Origin of the sequence: Vibrio sp. YT-18, from assembly GCF_033337345.1 — a bacterium.
Taxonomy (GTDB): domain Bacteria; phylum Pseudomonadota; class Gammaproteobacteria; order Enterobacterales; family Vibrionaceae; genus Vibrio; species Vibrio alginolyticus.
Map to the genome: position 1 here is coordinate 179,138 of NZ_JAWOQO010000006.1, position 21,094 is coordinate 200,231.

Annotated in this window: 23 protein-coding genes; 14 read left to right on the top strand and 9 right to left on the bottom strand. The window is 44.5% G+C overall.

What is annotated here, in order from left to right; all coding sequences use genetic code 11:
- Positions 1-19: 19 nt before the first annotated feature.
- The 4 genes from csdA to R7M72_RS10570 form a co-directional block, all read right to left on the bottom strand.
- Positions 20-1,231: a cysteine desulfurase CsdA gene (csdA, locus tag R7M72_RS10555; RefSeq protein WP_054576296.1), complete on the bottom strand. Its 1,212-nt coding sequence runs from the start codon at positions 1,229-1,231 to the stop codon at positions 20-22.
- Positions 1,231-1,830, bottom strand: coding sequence for a DJ-1 family glyoxalase III (locus tag R7M72_RS10560; protein ID WP_054576295.1), 600 nt, complete (start codon positions 1,828-1,830; stop codon positions 1,231-1,233). The genes csdA and R7M72_RS10560 overlap by 1 nt, the downstream gene beginning before the upstream one ends.
- Entirely contained in the window at positions 1,827-2,717 is an 891-nt protein-coding gene (gene panE, locus R7M72_RS10565) for a 2-dehydropantoate 2-reductase (protein ID WP_054576294.1), read from the bottom strand. The genes R7M72_RS10560 and panE overlap by 4 nt, the downstream gene beginning before the upstream one ends.
- A 108-nt stretch (positions 2,718-2,825) precedes the next feature.
- A complete protein-coding gene (locus R7M72_RS10570; RefSeq protein ID WP_005385292.1) occupies positions 2,826-3,623 on the bottom strand; it encodes an outer membrane protein OmpK in 798 nt (265 codons plus the stop codon).
- A gap of 323 nt (positions 3,624-3,946) precedes the next feature.
- On the opposite strand from R7M72_RS10570, the gene R7M72_RS10575 reads away from it, so the two are divergent.
- From R7M72_RS10575 to R7M72_RS10590, 4 genes are read left to right on the top strand one after another with little or no spacing between them, the layout of a single operon-like run.
- Positions 3,947-4,543, top strand: a complete 597-nt coding sequence (locus R7M72_RS10575; protein ID WP_318056164.1) for an LON peptidase substrate-binding domain-containing protein — start codon at positions 3,947-3,949, stop codon at positions 4,541-4,543.
- Entirely contained in the window at positions 4,540-5,898 is a 1,359-nt protein-coding gene (locus R7M72_RS10580; protein ID WP_033905539.1) for a DUF4397 domain-containing protein, read from the top strand. Before R7M72_RS10575 ends, R7M72_RS10580 begins: the two co-directional genes overlap by 4 nt.
- A 44-nt stretch (positions 5,899-5,942) precedes the next feature.
- Positions 5,943-6,527 carry an RNA polymerase sigma factor gene (locus R7M72_RS10585; protein WP_005380255.1) on the top strand — a complete coding sequence of 195 codons (585 nt, stop codon included), beginning with the start codon at positions 5,943-5,945 and terminating at the stop codon, positions 6,525-6,527.
- Positions 6,524-7,183 carry a ChrR family anti-sigma-E factor gene (locus R7M72_RS10590; protein WP_033905538.1) on the top strand — a complete coding sequence of 220 codons (660 nt, stop codon included), beginning with the start codon at positions 6,524-6,526 and terminating at the stop codon, positions 7,181-7,183. Before R7M72_RS10585 ends, R7M72_RS10590 begins: the two co-directional genes overlap by 4 nt.
- Before the next feature lie 63 nt (positions 7,184-7,246).
- Here the strand turns inward: R7M72_RS10590 and R7M72_RS10595 are convergent, their stop codons facing one another.
- From R7M72_RS10595 to R7M72_RS10610, 4 genes are all read right to left on the bottom strand, one after another.
- Complete coding sequence (locus tag R7M72_RS10595; RefSeq protein WP_005380257.1) at positions 7,247-8,599, bottom strand: AmpG family muropeptide MFS transporter; 1,353 nt, start codon at positions 8,597-8,599, stop codon at positions 7,247-7,249.
- A 71-nt stretch (positions 8,600-8,670) separates the two neighbouring features.
- Entirely contained in the window at positions 8,671-9,216 is a 546-nt protein-coding gene (locus R7M72_RS10600) for a peptidylprolyl isomerase (protein ID WP_005380258.1), read from the bottom strand.
- Entirely contained in the window at positions 9,216-9,785 is a 570-nt protein-coding gene (locus R7M72_RS10605; protein ID WP_005380259.1) for a YajG family lipoprotein, read from the bottom strand. The genes R7M72_RS10600 and R7M72_RS10605 overlap by 1 nt, the downstream gene beginning before the upstream one ends.
- A 32-nt stretch (positions 9,786-9,817) precedes the next feature.
- Positions 9,818-10,972 carry a methyltransferase gene (locus tag R7M72_RS10610; protein WP_033905535.1) on the bottom strand — a complete coding sequence of 385 codons (1,155 nt, stop codon included), beginning with the start codon at positions 10,970-10,972 and terminating at the stop codon, positions 9,818-9,820.
- Between the two features lie 243 nt (positions 10,973-11,215).
- Here R7M72_RS10610 and bolA point away from each other — a divergent pair, with 243 nt between their 5' ends.
- From bolA to nqrM, 9 genes are all read left to right on the top strand, one after another.
- The gene (bolA, locus tag R7M72_RS10615; protein WP_005380262.1) at positions 11,216-11,524 is read left to right on the top strand and encodes a transcriptional regulator BolA; all 309 of its coding nucleotides are present in this window, start codon (positions 11,216-11,218) and stop codon (positions 11,522-11,524) included.
- 473 nt (positions 11,525-11,997) lie between these two features.
- Positions 11,998-13,338 (top strand): Na(+)-translocating NADH-quinone reductase subunit A, encoded by a 1,341-nt coding sequence (locus R7M72_RS10620; protein WP_005380264.1) that lies wholly within the window; start codon positions 11,998-12,000, stop codon positions 13,336-13,338.
- Positions 13,339-13,343: 5 nt separating this feature from the next.
- A complete protein-coding gene (locus R7M72_RS10625) occupies positions 13,344-14,588 on the top strand; it encodes an NADH:ubiquinone reductase (Na(+)-transporting) subunit B (protein WP_005380265.1) in 1,245 nt (414 codons plus the stop codon).
- The gene (locus R7M72_RS10630; protein ID WP_005380267.1) at positions 14,578-15,348 is read left to right on the top strand and encodes a Na(+)-translocating NADH-quinone reductase subunit C; all 771 of its coding nucleotides are present in this window, start codon (positions 14,578-14,580) and stop codon (positions 15,346-15,348) included. Before R7M72_RS10625 ends, R7M72_RS10630 begins: the two co-directional genes overlap by 11 nt.
- Positions 15,348-15,980 carry an NADH:ubiquinone reductase (Na(+)-transporting) subunit D gene (locus tag R7M72_RS10635; RefSeq protein WP_005380269.1) on the top strand — a complete coding sequence of 211 codons (633 nt, stop codon included), beginning with the start codon at positions 15,348-15,350 and terminating at the stop codon, positions 15,978-15,980. The genes R7M72_RS10630 and R7M72_RS10635 overlap by 1 nt, the downstream gene beginning before the upstream one ends.
- Positions 15,981-15,987: 7 nt before the next feature.
- On the top strand, positions 15,988-16,584 hold the full coding sequence (gene nqrE, locus R7M72_RS10640) for an NADH:ubiquinone reductase (Na(+)-transporting) subunit E (RefSeq protein ID WP_005380270.1): 597 nt from the start codon (positions 15,988-15,990) through the stop codon (positions 16,582-16,584).
- Between the two features lie 33 nt (positions 16,585-16,617).
- Positions 16,618-17,841 carry an NADH:ubiquinone reductase (Na(+)-transporting) subunit F gene (gene nqrF / locus R7M72_RS10645; protein WP_005380271.1) on the top strand — a complete coding sequence of 408 codons (1,224 nt, stop codon included), beginning with the start codon at positions 16,618-16,620 and terminating at the stop codon, positions 17,839-17,841.
- Positions 17,842-17,998: 157 nt separating this feature from the next.
- Positions 17,999-19,003, top strand: coding sequence for an FAD:protein FMN transferase (locus R7M72_RS10650; RefSeq protein WP_005380272.1), 1,005 nt, complete (start codon positions 17,999-18,001; stop codon positions 19,001-19,003).
- A gap of 22 nt (positions 19,004-19,025) precedes the next feature.
- The gene (nqrM, locus tag R7M72_RS10655; RefSeq protein WP_005380273.1) at positions 19,026-19,259 is read left to right on the top strand and encodes a (Na+)-NQR maturation NqrM; all 234 of its coding nucleotides are present in this window, start codon (positions 19,026-19,028) and stop codon (positions 19,257-19,259) included.
- Positions 19,260-19,417: 158 nt separating this feature from the next.
- On the opposite strand, the gene R7M72_RS10660 is transcribed toward nqrM, so the two are convergent.
- Positions 19,418-20,635 (bottom strand): response regulator, encoded by a 1,218-nt coding sequence (locus R7M72_RS10660; RefSeq protein WP_054576292.1) that lies wholly within the window; start codon positions 20,633-20,635, stop codon positions 19,418-19,420.
- A gap of 187 nt (positions 20,636-20,822) precedes the next feature.
- On the opposite strand from R7M72_RS10660, the gene R7M72_RS10665 reads away from it, so the two are divergent.
- Entirely contained in the window at positions 20,823-21,056 is a 234-nt protein-coding gene (locus tag R7M72_RS10665) for a DUF2789 domain-containing protein (protein ID WP_005380277.1), read from the top strand.
- Positions 21,057-21,094 lie beyond the last annotated feature (38 nt).

Sequence of the window (21,094 nt, forward strand, 5' to 3'; positions counted from 1 at the left end):
CCAAATCAAACCGTTGGCGTTATAGCATGTCGACGGCTTTTTCAACGGCGGCGATGAGTCTTTCCACATCGCTCGTCGTGTTATAAATACCAAAAGAGACGCGTACCGTGCCTTTCACATTTAGCGCATCCATCAATGGGTGAGCGCAGTGGTGTCCTGCTCGTACCGCAATGCCTTGTTGATCGAGCAGCGTCGCAATATCTTGGTGATGAACGCCGTCCATTACGAAGGTCAGTACAGAGGCATTCGGTTGATAGCCTAGAATATGGATGTCATCCAAAGCGCTTAGTGCTTGGTAGGCCTTATCCTGAAGCACATGGAAATGAGCCTCTACTTCGTGATGGTCAAAACCTTGGTACCACTCAATGGCTTTCGCTAGAGCAATCGCGCCCGCAACGTTTGGTGTGCCCGCTTCAAATTTACCAGGAAGTGCAGAAAACGTCGTTTTCTCGAAAGAAACGCGTTCAACCATTTTGCCGCCGCCGTGCCATGGTGGCATGGCTTCCAAAAGTTCAAGCTTGCCGTATAAAACCCCAATGCCTGCTGGTGCATAAAGTTTGTGACCTGAGAAAACGTAGAAATCGATATCTGATGCCGATAAATCAAGTTGCTCATGTACGATGCCTTGCGCGCCATCAACTACAACAACCGCGCCAACGTTGTGCGCCAGTTCAGTGATTTTTTCGATAGGTTGGCGTGTGCCTGTTACGTTGGTTATTTGTGCGCAAGTAACAATTTTACAGCGGTCAGACAGAAGCGCCTCAAATGCACTGATGTCGAACTGACAATCTGATGTCATCGGAACTTTAATGACTTTAGCACCCGTTTGTTCTGCCACGATTTGCCAGGGCACGATGTTGGCGTGGTGCTCCATCTCGCTAATCAAGATCTCATCACCTGGTTGTAACGTGCTACGGGCGTAGGTTTGAGCAATTAAGTTCAGTGCTTCGGTTGCGCCCCGTGTCCAAATGATCTCTTTAGAGCTGTTTGCACCAATAAAGCTTGCCACTCGTTCTCGTGCCGCTTCAAATTGGCTGGTGGCATTAGCCGTTAAACTGTGGCTGCCACGGTGAACATTGGCATTTTGCGCACTGTAGTAATGACTGATGACATCAATCACACATTGCGGTTTTTGCGTTGTCGCTGCGCTATCTAGATACACTAAGGGCGTATCGTTGACGGATTGATTTAGAGCGGGAAATTGCTCACGTACAGCATTTACGTCAAACATTATTCTTCACCAAGCTTGTGGTAGTGCAGAGTAGGCAGAGGGATCATTGGTTCAGCAACTGACCATGCGTGTTTTTTACCTGAGAGTTGAATGATTACTTCCATCGCGAACTCTAAAGCTGTACCCGGACCTTGACTAGTGATCAGGTTGTGGTTGATATCAAAGGTCACGCGTTTGCTGCGCCACTTCTCTTCCGGGATATGTGACTGCAAGCTCGGGTGACAGGTCATCAGTGATTGTGGGAAAAGATTATGGTGTTGCAATACCAACGCCGGTGATGCGCAGATAGCAGCAACCAATTTTCCCTCGTAGATGTGCTGCTTAAGGATTTCTATCATCACCGTACTATCACGGAAAATTTCTGCACCACCAACACCACCAGAAAGCGCTATGGCATCAAACTCATCATCAGCGATATCGACCAGCTTACAATCTGCCGTTAATGTGACTCCGCGAGAAGCTTTCATCGTCAATGAGCCATCAAAAGCAGCACTCGCTACTGTAACGTCATAACCCGCGCGAACCATCATGTCGATGACGGTGACGGCTTCCATTTCTTCGGTGCCTGGAGCGATTGGTACTAAGATTTTCTTACTCATTGTTCTGTCCAGCTTTGTTCTATTTGTTTGATGCGTTGGTAAAGTTTTAAATTCTCAGGCGTATTGATGCGATGTTTCTTGGCAGCCTTTAACAAGTATCCGGTTATAAAATCAATTTCCGTTCGACGCTGATGGAATACGTCTTGTCTCATTGAAGAATAGTTCTCAGCTGTGGCGTTCACCACTTGCATTACCGTATCGAAAAGAGAGCGAAACTCGATAGCAATACCTTCTTTACTCAGTACTTCAACCAGTTCTTGAGTGATGCTTTCGAGTTGTATCTTAAACTCGGGCTTCGCAAGTTCACCATTCTTACACTGGAGAATCGCAGTCAGTGGGTTAATCGCGCAGTTGATCGCTAACTTAGTCCATAACGCAGATTGGATGTGTGGATTCCAAATGGCCTCTGGAAGGGCATTATGCATAACATCTTTCAGAAAAGTGCACTGCATTCCTTTGTCATTATAACCACCCACTTGCGTTGTTCCGTGACCGGTATGCAGTACGTGTTGGTTATCTGGTTTGTATGCGCCGTGCGTCGTTGTGGCGAGCACGATAGGATTGTTTGGCAGAGCCTTCTCCACGCCAGAGGCGGTACCCATACCATTGTGCATCAGCATGATAATCGTGTCTGCGTTGATATGAGGCAGTAAAGGCTGAATGGCGTCTTCCATTTGCCAAGCTTTTACCGTGATCAAAATGAGATCTGCTTTATTTACGGAGGAAATATCTTGATTACTGAATACGATTGCGGGTGTGTCATCCAACTGAAGTGATTGTTGGCTTTCAGAACTTCTTCCCCACAATGAAACATTGTGCCCGGCAAGCTTAAATTTTGTTGCCCAGAGTGAGCCCACCGCACCTGGACCGAGGATAAGGATATTCACCAAACGCTCTCATTAAAAAGGTTTGCTGCAAGGATAATGAGGGAAAAAAGGAAAGCAAATAAAAATGGCGCCGAAAGGCGCCATTTTTGAGCAAACTTAGTGGTTCAATTAGAACTTGTAAGTTACAGCAAGGTAGTGGCCAAAGCCAGTTGACTTGAACCCATCAGTATCTTTGATACCGTACACGTCTTTGTAACCTTTTAGACCGTAACCCACTGCGAAGCGGTCTGAGTGCCAGTAGATACCGTTGAACATTGCACCACCGTTTGACGCGGTTGAACCAAACTTGTTACCAGCATCATCATCCATACCGAATTGGTAATCGATGTAGCCTTGGTAAGAAATGAATGAACCGTTCTCGAAGAAGTAGAATGGTTTGAACCAGTTAGTCGAGATTTGGAAACCGTTCCAATCCTTTTTGTTGCCGTCGTAAGTACCGTATAGGTTAACACCAACTTTACCAAACCAAGGAACCATTACGTCAGAACCTAGACCGATTTTTTGAGAGTTAACACCAGAGTTACCACCCCACTCGATTAGAGTTGCAACGTATAGCTCTTGAACTGGACCGAAAGATAGGTCTTTACCAGTTACCGCATCTAGAGACATACGTGGAGCGAATTTCATAAAGATCTTCTCTGCGCCAGCTTTGTCGCTACCTGGATCAGAAGTTAGGTTGAATACATCAACGTAGCCGTAAAGGTCGAAGATACCAGAGCGGCCGCCGAATTCCATTTCTAGGTAGTCGTGTGAAGACTCACCTGGAAGTTCGTCAAATGCACCCATTAGGTTAAATTGCATCCACTTGTAATCGTTTTTGTGAATATCGCCGTCAGAGTAATCTGCCGCCATAACTGGAGCTGAAGTAGCCGCTAGAAGGCTAAGAGCTAAAAGTGATTTACGCATAAGGGGACTCTCTATGTTTGTAATGATTCAGAACACGCAATCTGTGCTGCGCTTTCCAATTGGCGGGAATAATAGCGATAAAAATCCCAAATGAAAGTGATAAAGGGTGCAAAATGAAACGTTTTTGGTGAGTTGCATCACGAAATCATCTTTATTTACGGAACTTTTTGTTTGTTGCATTTTATTGCAGTAAATATGTGATTTGGATCGTTTGCGTAAGCGATTTTATGACTTTTTAAGCCAGTCGATTAACCAACATAAATCGTTAGTGATCGGAGTGATAAGGGATTCGTATGTATCCGTGAATCAAAGAGGACGTTTGAATGAAAGAAGTCATGTTATTCCCACTCACTTCAGTTGTACTCCCTGAAGGTAAAATGAATCTGCGCATTTTTGAGCCACGATATAAGCGAATGGTAAAGGAATGCAGCCTACAAAATGTGGGTTTTGGAGTTTGCCTAGTAGGAAGTGAAGGTGACCCTAAAGACGTGGGTAACGTTTCATCTATCGGAACTTTGGTCAGGATCGTTGATTTTGAAACACTCAGTGATGGCCTTCTTGGTATTACAGTTGCTGGTAAACAACGCTTTGTTGTCAAACGCGTCCGTGCAGATGCGGATGGCTTACGTCATGCAGAGGTTGAATGGTTAGACAATTGGCAACATCTAGACAACTCACCAGATTTCTTCTTTTTAAGCCAGCAGTTATCCCATGTTTATGAAGAGTTTCCTCAACTTGGAAGCCTCTACCAGCATCGTTTTTACGATGACTCTGCTTGGGTTACTCAGCGTTGGCTTGAGTTACTACCCCTAGACTGCAATCTGTTCGAACAGCTAGTCGGCGCAGAGGACTGTATTTCTGCGTTGCAATTTCTGACAGAAGCCATAGAAGCCCCGACTAACAAAGAGGCAAGGATATGAAAGGATTTAATAAAGCTGCGCTAACTATTGTTGCGACATTAGGACTGGCGGCGTGTGGCTCCGACAGTGACACTATCGAGTATTCCAATTTACAGGCAGTGCACGCGTCTTCTGATGCGCCGCTTGCAAATGTGTGGATCAACGATAAACCATCATTAACGAATGTTGATTATGGTGTGGGATCTGGCTACGTTAAATTGCGAGAGGGGATGAATTCGATTCAGGTCGATGTTCAGCTCCCAGGTAATGAAACCGCGACCGTAATACCTAAAACAGAACTAGATCTTGATTCCGACCTCAATTATAACGTGTTCGTTGTTGGCGATGCCGATGGTTCGCCAAACCCAGTTGAGCCTTTAGTTGTGACTCGCAGCGCCGATTCAATGGCTGATGCCAATAGTCTAGATGTTCAAGTTGTTCATGCAGCTTCAGGCGTTCCTGCTGTTGATCTTTATGTCACTGAGCCAGGTGTTGCTCTTGCTAGCGCGACTCCAATAACTAACCTTGCTTACAAAGCTTCTACCGACGTATTGAACATCCCAGCTGGTGAGTATCAAGTTCGACTTGCCGTAGGAGACAGCGTTGCTTTTGACTCCGGCACAGTACCTCTTGCGGCTAACTCCAACTTGACGATTGCCGCTATCGGCACAGGAGATTCGAATAGCACGTCACCTGTCAAACTCTTGGTGTTGGACGGTTCGGGCTCTTCTATAATTGAAGATATGGGCAGCCAAGCTGAAGTAAGAGTCGGACACCTTGTCGATGGAGCGCCAGTCGTCGATGTTAACGTTAACGGGGCGGCCTTCGCTCCTCTTGCCGACTTAGCGTTCAAAGAGATTCGTGGTTATTTGGATCTTGCTGCTGGGGATTACGATATTGATGTTTACGTGGATGGCACAACAACCAATCCGATCATAGATGTTGACGGGTTAATGGTTGCAGGTGGAATGGATTACAGTGTTTATGCAGTCGGTGTTGTTAGCCCAGCGATTGATATCGAAGCTCTGGTTGTTGAAGATATGAGACGCGCTGTGACGACTAGCGCGACATTGAATGTGACACACGCGGCGGCTAATCCTATAGCGGAAATGGTGGATATTTACCTCACTACGAGTGCAGGAATAGATGGAAGTGATCCAACTATTGCTAATTTTGCGTATAAAAATAGTGTACAAGGATTATATGTCGCTGAAGGTACATATTATGTAACGGTAACAGTGGCTGGTAACCCAAGTATTGTTGCGGTTGACTCAGCACCAGTCAATGTAATGAACGGTGTTGTGTACCAAGTCGTTGCCATTGATGATGGGAACAACGGTGGTTTCAACTTGTTGGTCGATGACGTGACCGATTAGGAAGAATGGGAGGAGGAAACTCCTCCCACAAATTAAGGCCGATTATGATGAGTGATAGCCCGAAAAAACTGGGGCGCAGTGATTGGAACGATTACATGGATAAAGTGAAGGCTCGAGACAAAGACGCGTTCGCTTTTGTATTCCGTTTTTACGCACCCAAGCTGAAGCAATTCGCTTACAAACATGTTGGTAATGAGCAAGTTGCTATGGAGATGGTGCAAGAGACCATGGCGACAGTTTGGCAGAAAGCGCACCTCTATGATGGTGAAAAGAGCGCGTTATCGACTTGGATATATACCATAATCCGAAACCTTTGTTTTGATTTGCTGAGAAAACAGAAAGGTAAGGAATTACACATTCATTCTGATGACATTTGGCCGTCAGAGTATTATCCACCTGATCTTGTTGATCACTATTCACCAGAGCAAGATATGTTGAAAGAACAGGTGGTTAAGTTTTTAGATATATTACCGAAAAACCAGAGAGATGTTTTACAAGCGGTATATCTTGAAGAGCTACCTCATCAACAGGTCGCGGAATTATTTGATATACCCCTCGGTACTGTAAAATCCAGGCTGAGGCTTGCAGTAGAAAAGCTAAGGCATTCAATGCATACGGAGCAACTATGAACAAACACCCAGATAACAGCTTGTTAGAAGCATACGCTTCGGGAAGCATTGATGCAGTTTCTGGTCTTGTGGTCGCAACCCATTTAGAAACATGCACCAAGTGCCGAGCTTATGTGAACCAAGTCGAAGCAAGTCAAGCGAACATCGTAAGTGACATACCTTCTGAGTATGTTTCTGAATTTGACGACATGTTTAATGACATCATCAATGCGGAGCCAGCGACTGATAATATCGTGATCCGCGACCCTGCTGCTGTTAATGTGGCAGGAAAAAGTTTCGCTCTTCCTAAAACTCTAGCGCGTTTCTCTGACCTCGTAGGGTCATGGAGAAGTTACGGAGGCAAGGTTTTCAGTGCTCAGATTGACCTAGGGGAAGACGCTCGTGTCAGCTTAATGTACATCGGGGAAGATGTGCAAATTCCTCAACATACGCACAAAGGCCTGGAGTCTACATTGATCCTACATGGCGGATTTAGTGACGAGGATGGCCAATATGAAGAAGGCGATTTGATGATTAGAGACGCATCAGTGAAGCATAGCCCTTACACTAAGGCCGGAGAAGACTGCTTGTGTTTAACCGTATTGACTGAGCCGATGATCTTTACTCAAGGCGTGGCACGTATATTTAATATGTTTGGTAAAGGGTTATACCCATAGACCTCTTATCTTATATATCGCAAAACAAAAACCACCGAATTCGGTGGTTTTTTATATGCTTCGTTAATGCTTGTGACGTGCTTTTTCCAATAGAGCATCAAAGTAATGTCGTAGCGAGTACAACATAATCAAGCTTGGCACGACCATGACAGCGGTAAGCACGAAGAATGTGCTCCAATCATTAAGATAATCCACTAGCTCGCCACTGAAAGAAGCAAGAGTCGTCCGTCCGAAGTTTCCTAGAGAGGCAAGCAACGCATACTGAGTTGCCGAAAATGCTTGCCCGGTTAGAATCGTCAAAAATGAAACAAAAGCGACGGTTGAGAAAGCAGTCGTAAAGTTATCGACAATAATCGTGGCTAAGTACAAGTGCTCGTTTGGGCCTACCGAAGCAATCCATGCAAACATCAAGTTACTGGCAGACATAGCAATACCGCCGATCATTAATCCACGTACAATACCAAACCTAACGTTGAACATGCTTCCGACAAAAGTAAAGAAGATGGTGGCTCCCCAACCAATCAGTTTGGAGTAATAGCCAATTTGTTCATTGCTAAAACCAATATCTTTATAGAACGCGATCGACATCCTGCCCAAAAACGCTTCGCCAATTTTAAATAGGAAAACGAACAGCAACAGAGTAATCGCGACACGGACGCCATTGCGATTAAAGAAATCAAGGAAAGGTTCTACAACAGTCACGGTAAACCAAGCTACGACTTTTGAACCAACCACTTCTTTGTGGCGTTGTTCAGCGGCAGACTGAAGTTGTTCGCGTTGAGTCTTCGGTTCACCGACTAAAATCGTAAAGACCATTAGAATGCCGACTATCACCGCCATCCCGTAGTACACACCATTCCAACCGACACTGTCAGCATTAACAAACGCTAAATAACCCGGTAGTGAATAACCTGTCCACCAGCCAATGACCGCCATTGCAGAAGCTTGAGGCAGTTTAGACTCTTCTGACTTTGGGAAAGTATCAATACGAAAAGCATCAATTGCGATGTCTTGTGTCGCTGAAGCCGTTGCAATGCACAAGGCGAGTAGTGACGCAAACACCAAGTTTTCCGCTGGATTAACGCCGGCAATAAATAGGGTAGCGACGAGTACGATACTTTGGCAAAAGAAAATCCAACTACGTCTTTGCCCCAGCAGTCTAAAGAGGACTGGCAGCTTCACGCGGTCAACCAGAGGTGCCCACAGAAAGTTGATCGCATAGACCGCAAAAACGCTACCAAAATAGCCAATTGCGGAGAGGGTCAAGCCGGCATCTTTTAGCCAACCTGACATGTTTGAACCGATAAGAACCCACGGAAAGCCGCTAGAGCAGCCCAGCATGAAAACCCACATGAGTCGTTTATCGAGGTAACTTTTTACCGTTTCCAACCAAGTGATGGAAGGTAATGAAGACATAAATCAATCCAATAAAATGAAGCCGTTGAAAGAGAAAGCCCTTCGATTATTCAAAGGGCTTATCGTTTTGGCTATTTAAGTAGTGTAGCTTTGGTGATGACGATTTGCGTCTCTGGTACATCACGCATTCGGCCTACTGTCGTGGTCGGCTGCTGAGCCATTTTCTGGATAACGTCGAACCCCTCAGTAACCTCACCAAATACAGCATAACCTGGTGGTCGAGCGCCATAGTTGAGAAAGTCATTGTCGACTAAGTTGACGAAAAACTGACGAGTTGCAGAGTTTGGTGCATTAGTTCGTGCCATGGCGATGGTAGCACGGTCATTGTTTAGACCATTATTTCCTTCGTTTTTGATTGGCGCGTATGTTTTCACCATCTGCATATCTTGGTTAAAGCCGCCACCTTGTGCCATGAAGCCTGGGATAATACGATGAAAAATAGTACCTTCGTAGCTCCCATCTTCTACATATTTCAGAAAATTAGCGACAGTGATAGGTGCTTTCTCTTCGTTTAACTCAACCGTAAATGAGCCAAGTGTCGTTTCAAACGCTACTTTTGGTCCAGCCCAAACGCTGCAGCTGAGTAATGCTAAAGACAGAATCGCTTTGCGTAACATTAGAAACGCTCCTGCATGTATTGACGAAGCTCAGGGTCATTGGCAATCTCTTTAAGCGTCAATGTCACCACATCATTCAATGTCTCTTCAATATCGGCATCAGAAGCACTCAATGTGCCAGATCGCTTTGCTGTACCTGTATAAGTTTTGACTAGCTTGCCCTCAGGTGTCTCTGCTGTGATTTCCAGCACAACTTTAGCATCCATCTCATTTTCCATCACCGAATGCTTCACGTTGACCAACGCTTCTTGAACGCTCAATTCAATCGCGTTGTTGCTGTTTAGATCCGCATGGAAACCTTGAGATGAGAATTGCTTCTCTAATGCTTCTTCTAACGCAATACGTAAATTCTGTTTAGCATGAAGAGGAAGAATGTTCGAACGGCCGTTATCCACCAACGCCACGTACTGCGCTGCACGTACATCTTTGCTGGTCAAACTGTAAGTCTTGCCTTGAACAATTGGATTGGTGCTCAATGTGCTTTCTGGCATCAGGTTCAGCTGAGGTTGTTGAGGGGCTGAACACGCAGCAAGCAACGCAACCGAAGCCGCAAGTACCAATTTTCTCATTTTATTATTCCTTTTAACTATTTTGCTAAAGCTTATTTTGCGCTTAATTTAGCAGGATTTTTTGTAGCCTGTAAAATCACAAACTTATTGTTGGAAGCGATAAGTTTCACATTTTTATCGCCAAACAGACGTTTGAGTTTTGCGTCGTACCCGAGGTGACGATTTCCGATAACCAGTAAACGGCCATTTTCACTTAATACTTGTTTAGCATCGCAGAACATTTGCCAAGCAATATGATCGGTGATTGCCTGTTGTTGATGAAACGGTGGATTACACATAACCATAGAGCTGCTGCTGTGTTTAAAACCGTCCAAGCAATTGTTCGCTATGCACTGTATGTCTCTATTTTCACCAAGGTTGTCGAGTAGGTTCTGTTTTGCCGACTCAAGCGCCATAAAGCTTTCATCAACACATGTTAGCCGAGCATTTGGATTCAACTGACCAAATTTAACAGACAAAACACCATTGCCGCAGCCGAGGTCGATGACATTGTCTATCGAAGGGTCTTGAGGCAGGTGCTGCAGCATAAAGCGTGCACCTAAATCTAAACTTTCTCCTGAATAGACATTTGGCATGTTCTTGAGTTCGATATCTTCGCCATCAACGCGCCAAGTCGTGAAAGGCATTACTTCAATCGGAGGCTCAACTGTTGCTTGAGAAAACACCAATCTGTGCTTTTTCCAGGCCAAAGATGTTTTTGTTTCGCCTAAGTATTTTTCAAACAGTTTTAGCGTCGAAGTATGAATGTCTTTCGCTTTATTGACTGCAATGACGGGGCAGGAAGCCGGTAGCGCCTTTCTTAATTGGCTTAGTATCCACACTAGATGGCGGTTACTTTTGGGCAGTTGCAGCAAGACGAGATCAATATTGGCAGGAACGAGGTCCATCGTGGTGGCAAGCGCTACTTTATTGCACTGGTTTTGCTCGAGATTTTGCTGTGCACCTTTATGTGAGATGAATGAATCACTCATTAGCGTTACATGGTGCTTTTCCGAAAACCAGCAGGAGAGGGCACCAAAGCTGTCATTAATCACGAGGATGTTTTGATTGTCTGGCAAAGCAAGCTCTTCAACATGATTAATAAGATACTCATCACCGGCATCCCACGCTTGTAGCGTTTCGTTACTACGTTTTGGGAAACGATGAAGTGTTAAGCTTCGCTCGTGAAGGTTCAGTTCGGTTTTCATAGCTAAATGTAAGTTGATTTAGAAATTAAGTGTTATTGTCGCAAATGATGACGTGTCGAGATACAAAAAGCTGTCAAATTTTACGAGTTCAGTGATGGCTGCTCTCTAGGCATGCTCATGGAGTCGAGCGCCTTGAGACAATATGTCTACAAAGTGCGTCAATAATGAGAGTGACGTTTGAGTGATGCATGTCTGCTTTACTTAGGTATATACTTATGGAATTCGCATCAATGAGGAACGAATATGATCCAAGAAATCATAGAGAAGAAACTACACAGTGAGCTGCAACCCAGCTATCTCAAAGTCATTAATGAGAGCTACATGCATAATGTGCCACCAGGCTCAGAGAGTCATTTCAAAGTGATTGTTGTGAGTGATTCGTTCGCGGGACAGCGTTTGATTGGGCGCCATCGTCAAGTTCATCAAATTTTGGCAGATGAACTGGACAACCACATTCATGCATTAGCTATTCATACATATACTGATGAAGAGTGGAAGCGTGAACAAGATGGCGCCCCTGATAGCCCGATGTGTATGGGTGGTGGTCACTAAAAACGCAAGATATAAAGGTGCAGAGAAAGGTGGCTTAAGGCCATCTTTTTTCGTTTTACATTCTTTAGGGACGTTAACGTGGCACAAATTCTGGTTAAAAAATGTGTTAACAGTGTTTCAACAAATGAATGGAAATTGCAGAATATTTCAGGCGATGAATATCACTTTTCCATAAGATATGTATGGAATATGGCATTTGTGCGATGGGTCAAAGTTATGACTATTCTTTGACCTTTTAGACCTGATTCTACCGAAATAACCCCTCTATTCTAATGATTGATCATGGCATCAAGTTCCTAAAAAATGCTAGACTACGGCACCTGATAAATCTCGCGTATTCCTTGTGACGAGATTTTTAATAGGATGTTGCGATTTTGATGTTTAAAACAACATCAAAACCGGACACTGATGTCGTGTCTAAAAGTTACGCAATCAAAAGAATCTTTTTCCCGATAAAAGTAGTGCAAGTGCGTATGATTACAATAAAGAAGGGCTTGGATCTTCCTATCGCAGGAACTCCATCCCAGGTGATTAATGATGGTAAGACCATCAAAAAAGTCGCCTTGCTTGGCGAAGAGTACGTTGGCATGCGACCTACCATGCATGTCCGCGTTGGTGATGAAGTGAAAAAAGCGCAAGTTCTTTTTGAAGATAAAAAGAACCCAGGCGTGAAATTTACTGCACCAGCAGCCGGTAAAGTGATCGAAGTTAACCGTGGCGCTAAACGTGTCCTTCAATCTGTAGTGATTGAAGTGGCAGGTGAAGAGCAGGTGACATTTGATAAGTTCGAAGCCGCTCAACTTTCAGGTCTAGATCGTGAAGTGATCAAGACTCAGTTGGTTGACTCTGGCTTATGGACCGCTTTACGTACTCGTCCGTTTAGCAAGGTTCCTGCAATCGAGTCTTCTACTAAGGCTATTTTCGTAACTGCAATGGATACTAATCCACTAGCAGCTAAGCCTGAGTTGATCATTAATGAGCAACAAGAAGCATTCATTGCTGGTCTAGACATTCTTTCAGCCCTGACAGAAGGCAAGGTTTACGTATGTAAATCTGGCACTAGCTTGCCACGCTCTTCACAGTCTAACGTAGAAGAACACGTCTTCGATGGCCCTCACCCAGCAGGTCTTGCTGGCACCCACATGCATTTCCTATACCCAGTAAATGCAGAGAATGTGGCATGGAGCATCAACTACCAAGACGTTATCGCGTTCGGTAAGCTGTTCCTAACTGGTGAGCTATGCACAGATCGTGTTGTGTCTCTAGCTGGCCCAGTTGTGAATAACCCTCGTCTAGTTCGTACCGTAATGGGTGCAAGCTTAGATGACCTAACAGATAACGAGCTGATGCCTGGCGAAGTTCGTGTGATCTCTGGTTCAGTACTAACAGGTACACATGCAACTGGTCCACACGCATACCTTGGCCGTTACCATCAACAGGTTTCTGTATTACGTGAAGGCCGTGAAAAAGAACTATTTGGCTGGGCAATGCCTGGTAAGAATAAGTTCTCGGTAACTCGCTCTTTCCTTGGTCACGTATTCAAAGGTCAGTTGTTCAATATGACAACGACGACCAATGGTAGTGATCGTTCAATGGTTCCAATTGGCAACTACGAACGCGTAATGCCTCTAGATATGGAGCCTACTTTGCTGCTTCGTGATCTATGTGCCGGCGACACAGACAGTGCTCAAGCACTGGGTGCGCTTGAACTGGATGAAGAAGATCTAGCATTGTGTACCTTTGTATGTCCAGGTAAGTACGAGTACGGTACGTTACTTCGTGAATGCCTAGATACTATCGAGAAGGAAGGGTAATTTTCATGGCTCTTAAAAAGTTTCTTGAAGACATCGAGCATCATTTTGAGCCTGGTGGCAAACACGAAAAATGGTTTGCCCTGTACGAAGCTGTAGCAACAGTTTTTTACACGCCAGGTATCGTAACAAATAAAAGCTCGCACGTTCGTGATAGCGTTGACCTAAAACGTATCATGATCATGGTTTGGTTTGCGGTATTCCCAGCAATGTTCTGGGGTATGTACAACGCAGGTGGCCAAGCTATTGCAGCACTTAACCACATGTACGCTGGTGACCAACTAGCGACAGTTATCGCAGGTAACTGGCACTACTGGCTAACAGAAATGCTTGGCGGCACTATCGGTGCGGAAGCGGGTGTTGGCAGTAAGATGCTACTAGGTGCGACTTACTTCCTGCCAATCTACGCAACAGTATTTATTGTTGGTGGTTTCTGGGAAGTGTTGTTCTGTATGGTGCGTAAGCACGAAGTTAACGAAGGTTTCTTTGTAACTTCTATCTTATTCGCACTTATCGTTCCACCAACGCTACCTCTATGGCAAGCGGCGCTAGGTATCACATTTGGTGTTGTTGTAGCAAAAGAGATCTTCGGTGGTACAGGTCGTAACTTCCTTAACCCTGCACTTGCAGGTCGTGCATTTCTATTCTTCGCTTACCCAGCGCAAATTTCGGGTGACGTAGTATGGACTGCAGCTGACGGCTTCTCTGGTGCTACTGCTCTTAGCCAATGGGCTCAAGGTGGTAACGGTGCTCTAGTTAACACAGTAACTGGCGCTCCTATCACTTGGATGGACGCGTTCATCGGTAACATCCCTGGTTCAATTGGTGAAGTATCGACTCTAGCTCTAATGATCGGTGCAGCGATGATCGTTTACATGCGAATCGCTTCATGGCGCATCATTGCGGGGGTAATGATCGGTATGATCGCAGTATCGACTCTGTTTAACGTGATCGGTTCTGACACTAATCCAATGTTTAATATGCCATGGCACTGGCACCTAGTTCTAGGTGGTTTTGCATTCGGTATGTTCTTCATGGCAACGGACCCAGTATCAGCGTCATTTACTAGCAAAGGTAAATGGTGGTACGGCATCCTGATTGGTGCAATGTGTGTGATGATCCGTGTAGTTAACCCAGCGTACCCAGAAGGTATGATGCTGGCGATTCTATTCGCGAACCTATTCGCACCTCTGTTCGACCATGTAGTGATTGAGAAGAACATCAAGCGGAGACTAGCACGCTATGGCAAGTAATAACGACAGCATTAAAAAGACGCTGGGTGTTGTTATCGGGTTGAGCCTTGTTTGTTCAATCATCGTATCAACAGCAGCAGTAGGTCTGCGTGATAAGCAAAAAGCTAACGCTGTCCTAGATAAGCAATCAAAGATCGTTGAAGTTGCAGGCATTGACGCAAACGGTAAGAAAGTACCAGAGCTATTTGCTGAGTACATCGAACCTCGTCTAGTAGACCTTGAAACAGGTAACTTTACTGAGGGTAATGCATCTACGTACGATCAACGTGAAGCATCAAAAGATGCAGAACGTTCAATCGCATTGACACCAGAAGAAGACGTAGCTGATATCCGTCGTCGCGCGAATACAGCAGTGGTGTACCTTGTAAAAGATCAAGATGAAGTCCAAAAAGTTATCCTGCCTATGCACGGTAAAGGACTATGGTCGATGATGTATGCCTTTGTAGCCGTTGAAACTGATGGTAACACTGTGTCTGCTATTACTTACTACGAGCAAGGTGAAACTCCTGGACTTGGTGGTGAAGTAGAGAACCCTTCATGGCGCGATCAATTCATTGGCAAGAAATTGTACAATGAAGATCACCAGCCAGCGATTAAGGTCGTGAAAGGCGGCGCACCGCAAGGTTCTGAGCACGGTGTTGATGGCCTATCAGGAGCGACGCTCACTAGTAATGGTGTTCAACACACATTTGACTTCTGGTTAGGTGATATGGGCTTTGGTCCTTTCCTAGCAAAAGTTCGTGACGGAGAACTTAACTAATGTCTAGTGCACAAAACGTTAAAAAGAGCATTCTAGCGCCAGTATTGGATAACAACCCAATCGCGCTACAAGTTCTTGGTGTATGTTCTGCTCTTGCAGTAACAACTAAACTAGAAACAGCTTTTGTAATGACACTAGCGGTAACATTTGTAACTGCGTTGTCTAACTTCTCTGTTTCATTGATCCGTAACCACATTCCTAACAGTGTGCGTATCATCGTTCAGATGGCAATCATCGCATCGTTAGTAATCGTGGTAGACCAAGTGCTAAAAGCTTACCTATACGATATATCTAAACAGCTATCTGTATTCGTTGGTCTGATTATCACTAACTGTATCGTAATGGGTCGTGCTGAAGCATTCGCAATGAAGTCTGCGCCAGTACCATCTCTTATTGACGGTATTGGTAACGGTCTAGGTTACGGCTTCGTTCTTATCACTGTAGGTTTCTTCCGTGAGCTATTTGGCTCAGGCAAACTATTTGGTCTAGAAGTTCTACCTCTAGTGAGCAACGGTGGTTGGTACCAGCCTAACGGCCTAATGCTACTAGCACCATCAGCATTCTTCCTAATCGGCTTCCTTATCTGGGTAATCCGTATTCTGAAACCAGAACAAGTAGAAGCGAAGGAGTAAGGACGTCATGGAACATTACATTAGTCTGTTAGTTAAATCGATTTTCATCGAAAACATGGCTCTGTCTTTCTTCCTAGGTATGTGTACTTTCCTTGCCGTATCTAAGAAGGTTAAGACCTCTTTCGGCCTAGGTGTTGCAGTTGTGGTAGTTCTGACTATCGCTGTTCCTGTGAACAACCTAGTATACAACCTAGTTCTGAGAGAGAACGCGTTAGTTGAGGGCGTGGACCTTAGCTTCCTAAACTTCATCACCTTTATCGGTGTAATTGCAGCACTTGTACAGATTCTAGAGATGGTCCTAGACCGTTTCTTCCCACCTTTGTACAACGCGCTAGGCATCTTCCTACCGCTGATCACAGTAAACTGTGCAATCTTCGGTGGTGTATCTTTCATGGTACAACGTGACTACAACTTTGCTGAATCGATCGTTTACGGTTTCGGCTCTGGTGTGGGCTGGATGCTAGCAATCGTTGCTCTTGCAGGTATCCGTGAGAAGATGAAGTACTCTGACGTACCTCCAGGTCTACGTGGTCTTGGTATCACATTTATCACTGTAGGTCTTATGGCGTTAGGCTTTATGTCTTTCTCTGGTGTTCAACTGTAAGTCGGGTAAACCGCAACAATTAAGGAATAGTCAATGGACATTATTCTTGGTGTAGTGATGTTTACTCTGATCGTACTAGCACTAGTACTAGTGATTCTTTTCGCTAAGTCTAAGCTTGTACCAACAGGTGACATTACAATTTCTGTGAACGATGACCCTTCTCTGGCGATCGTTACACAACCAGGTGGTAAGCTACTGAGTGCTCTAGCAGGTGCTGGCGTATTCGTATCTTCTGCTTGTGGTGGCGGTGGCTCATGTGGTCAGTGTCGCGTAAAAGTTAAATCAGGTGGTGGCGACATCCTACCAACCGAGCTTGACCATATTACTAAAGGTGAAGCGCGTGAAGGTGAGCGTCTAGCGTGTCAGGTTGCAATGAAAACTGACATGGATATCGAGCTTCCTGAAGAAATCTTCGGCGTTAAGAAGTGGGAATGTACTGTTATCTCTAACGATAACAAAGCGACATTCATCAAAGAGCTTAAGCTACAAATTCCAGATGGCGAATCAGTACCTTTCCGTGCTGGTGGTTACATCCAGATTGAAGCTCCTGCTCACCACGTGAAATACGCAGACTACGATATTCCTGAGGAATACCGTGAAGACTGGGAGAAGTTCAACCTTTTCCGTTACGAGTCTAAAGTTAATGAAGAGACCATTCGTGCATACTCTATGGCTAACTACCCAGAAGAGCACGGTATCATCATGCTTAACGTTCGTATCGCAACTCCGCCGCCGAACAACCCAGACGTACCACCAGGCATCATGTCTTCGTACATCTGGTCTCTAAAAGAAGGCGACAAGTGTACTATTTCTGGTCCATTTGGTGAGTTCTTTGCGAAAGATACAGATGCAGAAATGGTATTCGTTGGTGGTGGTGCTGGTATGGCTCCAATGCGCTCACACATCTTCGACCAACTTAAGCGTCTGCACTCTAAGCGTAAGATGTCTTTCTGGTACGGCGCACGTTCTAAGCGTGAAATGTTCTACGTAGAAGACTTCGATATGCTACAAGCTGAGAATGACAACTTCGTATGGCACTGTGCACTGTCTGATCCACTTCCAGAAGATAACTGGGATGGTTACACTGGCTTTATTCACAACGTTCTTTACGAGAACTACCTACGTGATCACGAAGCGCCAGAAGACTGTGAATACTACATGTGTGGTCCACCTATGATGAACGCTGCTGTAATCGGCATGCTAAAAGATCTAGGTGTAGAGGATGAAAACATCCTACTAGATGACTTCGGTGGTTAATTCCTCCAAGTGATTGAATCTATGGCTAGCTCTCCAAGAGAGCTAGCCATTATTTTTTATAGACATAAAACTGATACTCAACAGTTGATATAGGTAATCGGATTGAAAGGATTGATCCTATTTCCCATATCAATTCAACAACATTGGGAGTTAACAAGTGAAAAAGTGGCTTGTTGCATTTGCTTCTCTATTGATTTTGGCTGGCTGTGAGCAGCCTGCCGATCAAATTCATTTAAGTGGCCCTACCATGGGGACTTCTTACAACATCAAGTATATCGAGCAAGATGGTATTCCAACGCCAAAAGCGATGCAGACAGAAATTGATCGCTTATTGGAAGAGGTTAATGACCAAATGTCGACCTATCGTGACGACTCAGAGTTAAGTCGTTTTAATCAGCATCAAACGAGCGAGCCATTTACAGTTTCGACACAAACTGCAACGGTAGTGAAAGAAGCAATTCGCCTTAACGGTCTTACTTTAGGTGCATTGGATGTGACGGTCGGCCCTCTAGTTAACCTGTGGGGGTTTGGTCCAGAAGCTCGTCCAGATGTAGTTCCAACCGATGAAGAACTCGCTGCTCGCAAAGCAAATACCGGTATTCACCACCTATCTGTTGATGGTAATACACTGTCCAAAGACCTTCCTAACTTGTACGTCGACCTATCGACGATTGCGAAAGGTTGGGGGGTTGACGTGGTTGCTGACTACCTTCAATCTGAAGGGGTACAGAACTTTATGGTCGAAGTTGGCGGTGAAATGCGTCTCAAAGGTGTCAATCGTGAAGGTGTGCCTTGGCGTATCGCAATTGAAAAACCGACCGTTGATGAACGTTCAATTCAAGAAATTATTGAACCAGGCGACATGGCAATTGCAACAAGTGGTGACTATCGTAATTACTTTGAGAGTAATGGTGTGAGATACTCTCATATTATTAATCCACGAACAGGCAAACCAATTCATCATAAAGTGGTGTCTGTAACGGTATTAGATAAATCGTCGATGACTGCTGATGGTCTTGCAACTGGTCTTATGGTGCTAGGTGAAGACAAAGGCATGGCAATTGCGAACGAAAATAATATTCCTGTTTTCATGATTGTGAAAACGGAAGATGGTTTTAAAGAGTTGGCTTCGGAAGCATACAAGCCATTCATGAAGAAATAACAACAGAAGTGAGCATGTTTTTATGAATACATTTCTAATTACCTTTGCTGTGTTTGTCGCGGTAATCACTGCAATGGCTGTCGGATACATTTTCCAAAAGAAAGTCGTGAAAGGTAGCTGTGGTGGCTTAGGGGCAGTTGGCATCGAAAAAGTGTGTAATTGTCCAGAACCCTGCGATGCGCGTAAAAAACGTGAAGCGCGCGAGGCTGCGCGTGCTGAGAAATTGGCGGCGTGGGAAAAAGATAGAATTGCTTAGTATTGGTTAATCGTACTAAGAAAGTGATAAAGCTCAGCGTTCTGCTGAGCTTTATTTTTAGGCAGCTAACCAAAGCTCAGATGTCCGAGAAAGAGCCCAATACCGTGTTTTGTTGTTTCTTTCTCTCATGTTACAGAGCAAGACCACACTGATAGTCATTAGGACGAAGAAATGATTTGGTTACGTCCGTTCTCTTTGGCCATGTAAAGTCGCTCATCCGCCACTTTTATTTGTTGTTCCAGCTCCCCCTCGATGTTGCTTACACCAATACTCGCGGTCACAAGAATGTTTTTGTCCAAATAAGTTATTGGCGTTTTTTCTATGCGCTGTCTCATTTGTTCTAAGCGTGTTAGAAAGCCGTCATAGTCGCTACTGGCTTGAATACAAAACTCCTCGCCACCAAGCCTAGCGACAATATCATTTGGAAAATAGATTTTTAGAATATTCGCTATCATGACTAACACTGCATCGCCGCCCTCATGTCCGTGTGTATCATTTACTTGCTTAAAGAAATCGATATCAAGCATCGCGATGTTTCTTTGAGCGTTTTCTACATGGGGTTGCTCAAACAGAAAGCGGCGGTTCCATAAGCCCGTTAGCGCATCTTGATTTGCCATTTTAAACAGTTCAGATGTTGCGTCTTTGATATCTAACAGTTGGTGAATACGGCAAAAAAATTCTTCTTGATTAAATGGCTTGTATAAAAAGTCATTGGCCCCTGCTTTTAGAAACCTAGCCGTCATGGTCTTAGAGTTACTACCCGACAAGCCGAGAATGGCTAATTGATTTTTATCCCACTTCCGACGTAATTCACGCACCATAGTAATGCCATCTTTAACGGGCATATCATGGTCGGTTAAAACGAGAGTGATATCTGGATTTTGCTCGACAAGCTCTAGGGCTTTTTGCCCATTGTCAGCTTCCAACGTCTGAATATATTGATGCTCCAAAAGTTGGGCAATGTGTCTTCTTACGGTGTGTGAATCATCAACGACTAAACATTTGTGTTGTTGATTGTTGGTTAGTCGCTTGAGGAGTGGTAATAGATAGGAAACGGACGCCATGCTGTCTTTCAAAATATAGTCGAGGACACCTTTTGCAAGCATCTTTTCGCGAGTGTCTTCTTGAAATCGAGCCGTTAAAACAATGACACGATGACCATGTTCCAAAACGAGGTCAATAATCTCGCCATCTTGAGCATCCGGTAAACAATAGTCTAAAACCGCACAGAAGAGGTCCTGTGCTGAAGATAACAAGTTCTTTGCCTCCGCGTAGCTTTCCGCTGCGATGACCTCATAACCAGCTTGGCTTATTGTTTGGCAAAGAAAGTTTTTAAATGCACGACTATCTTCAACAACCAGAATCTTATTACTCAAGCGCAGTCCCCAAAATTAATTGTTTAAAATCAATGATAACTAAAATTAAACTTATCGCCATCAAAAAACACATGTCAACCAAAAGTAGAACAACTACTCAAATGTTTGACACGCATCCGTTAACATCACATCATTATTCCTGTCTTAGTTATATAATTATGTTTAGCTAACGTAGGGAGAAAGTAGTATGGAAATGCATCAACATGGTATGGCTGAGCTATTTCAACAACTGGGCCTCGGTAGCTCTCCTCAAGAAATGAAAGATTTTATTAATCAACATCGACACAAAAGAGATTCTGCGCCTTTACATGAAGCTAGCTTTTGGACGATGTCACAGGCGAACTTTCTAAAACAAGCCATCGAAGAAGATGCAGATTGGGCCGAATTAGTCGATCAATTGGACGTAATGCTTCGAGATTGACGTTCGCTTAAACACGCCCATTTCTCTTCAGGTAGATT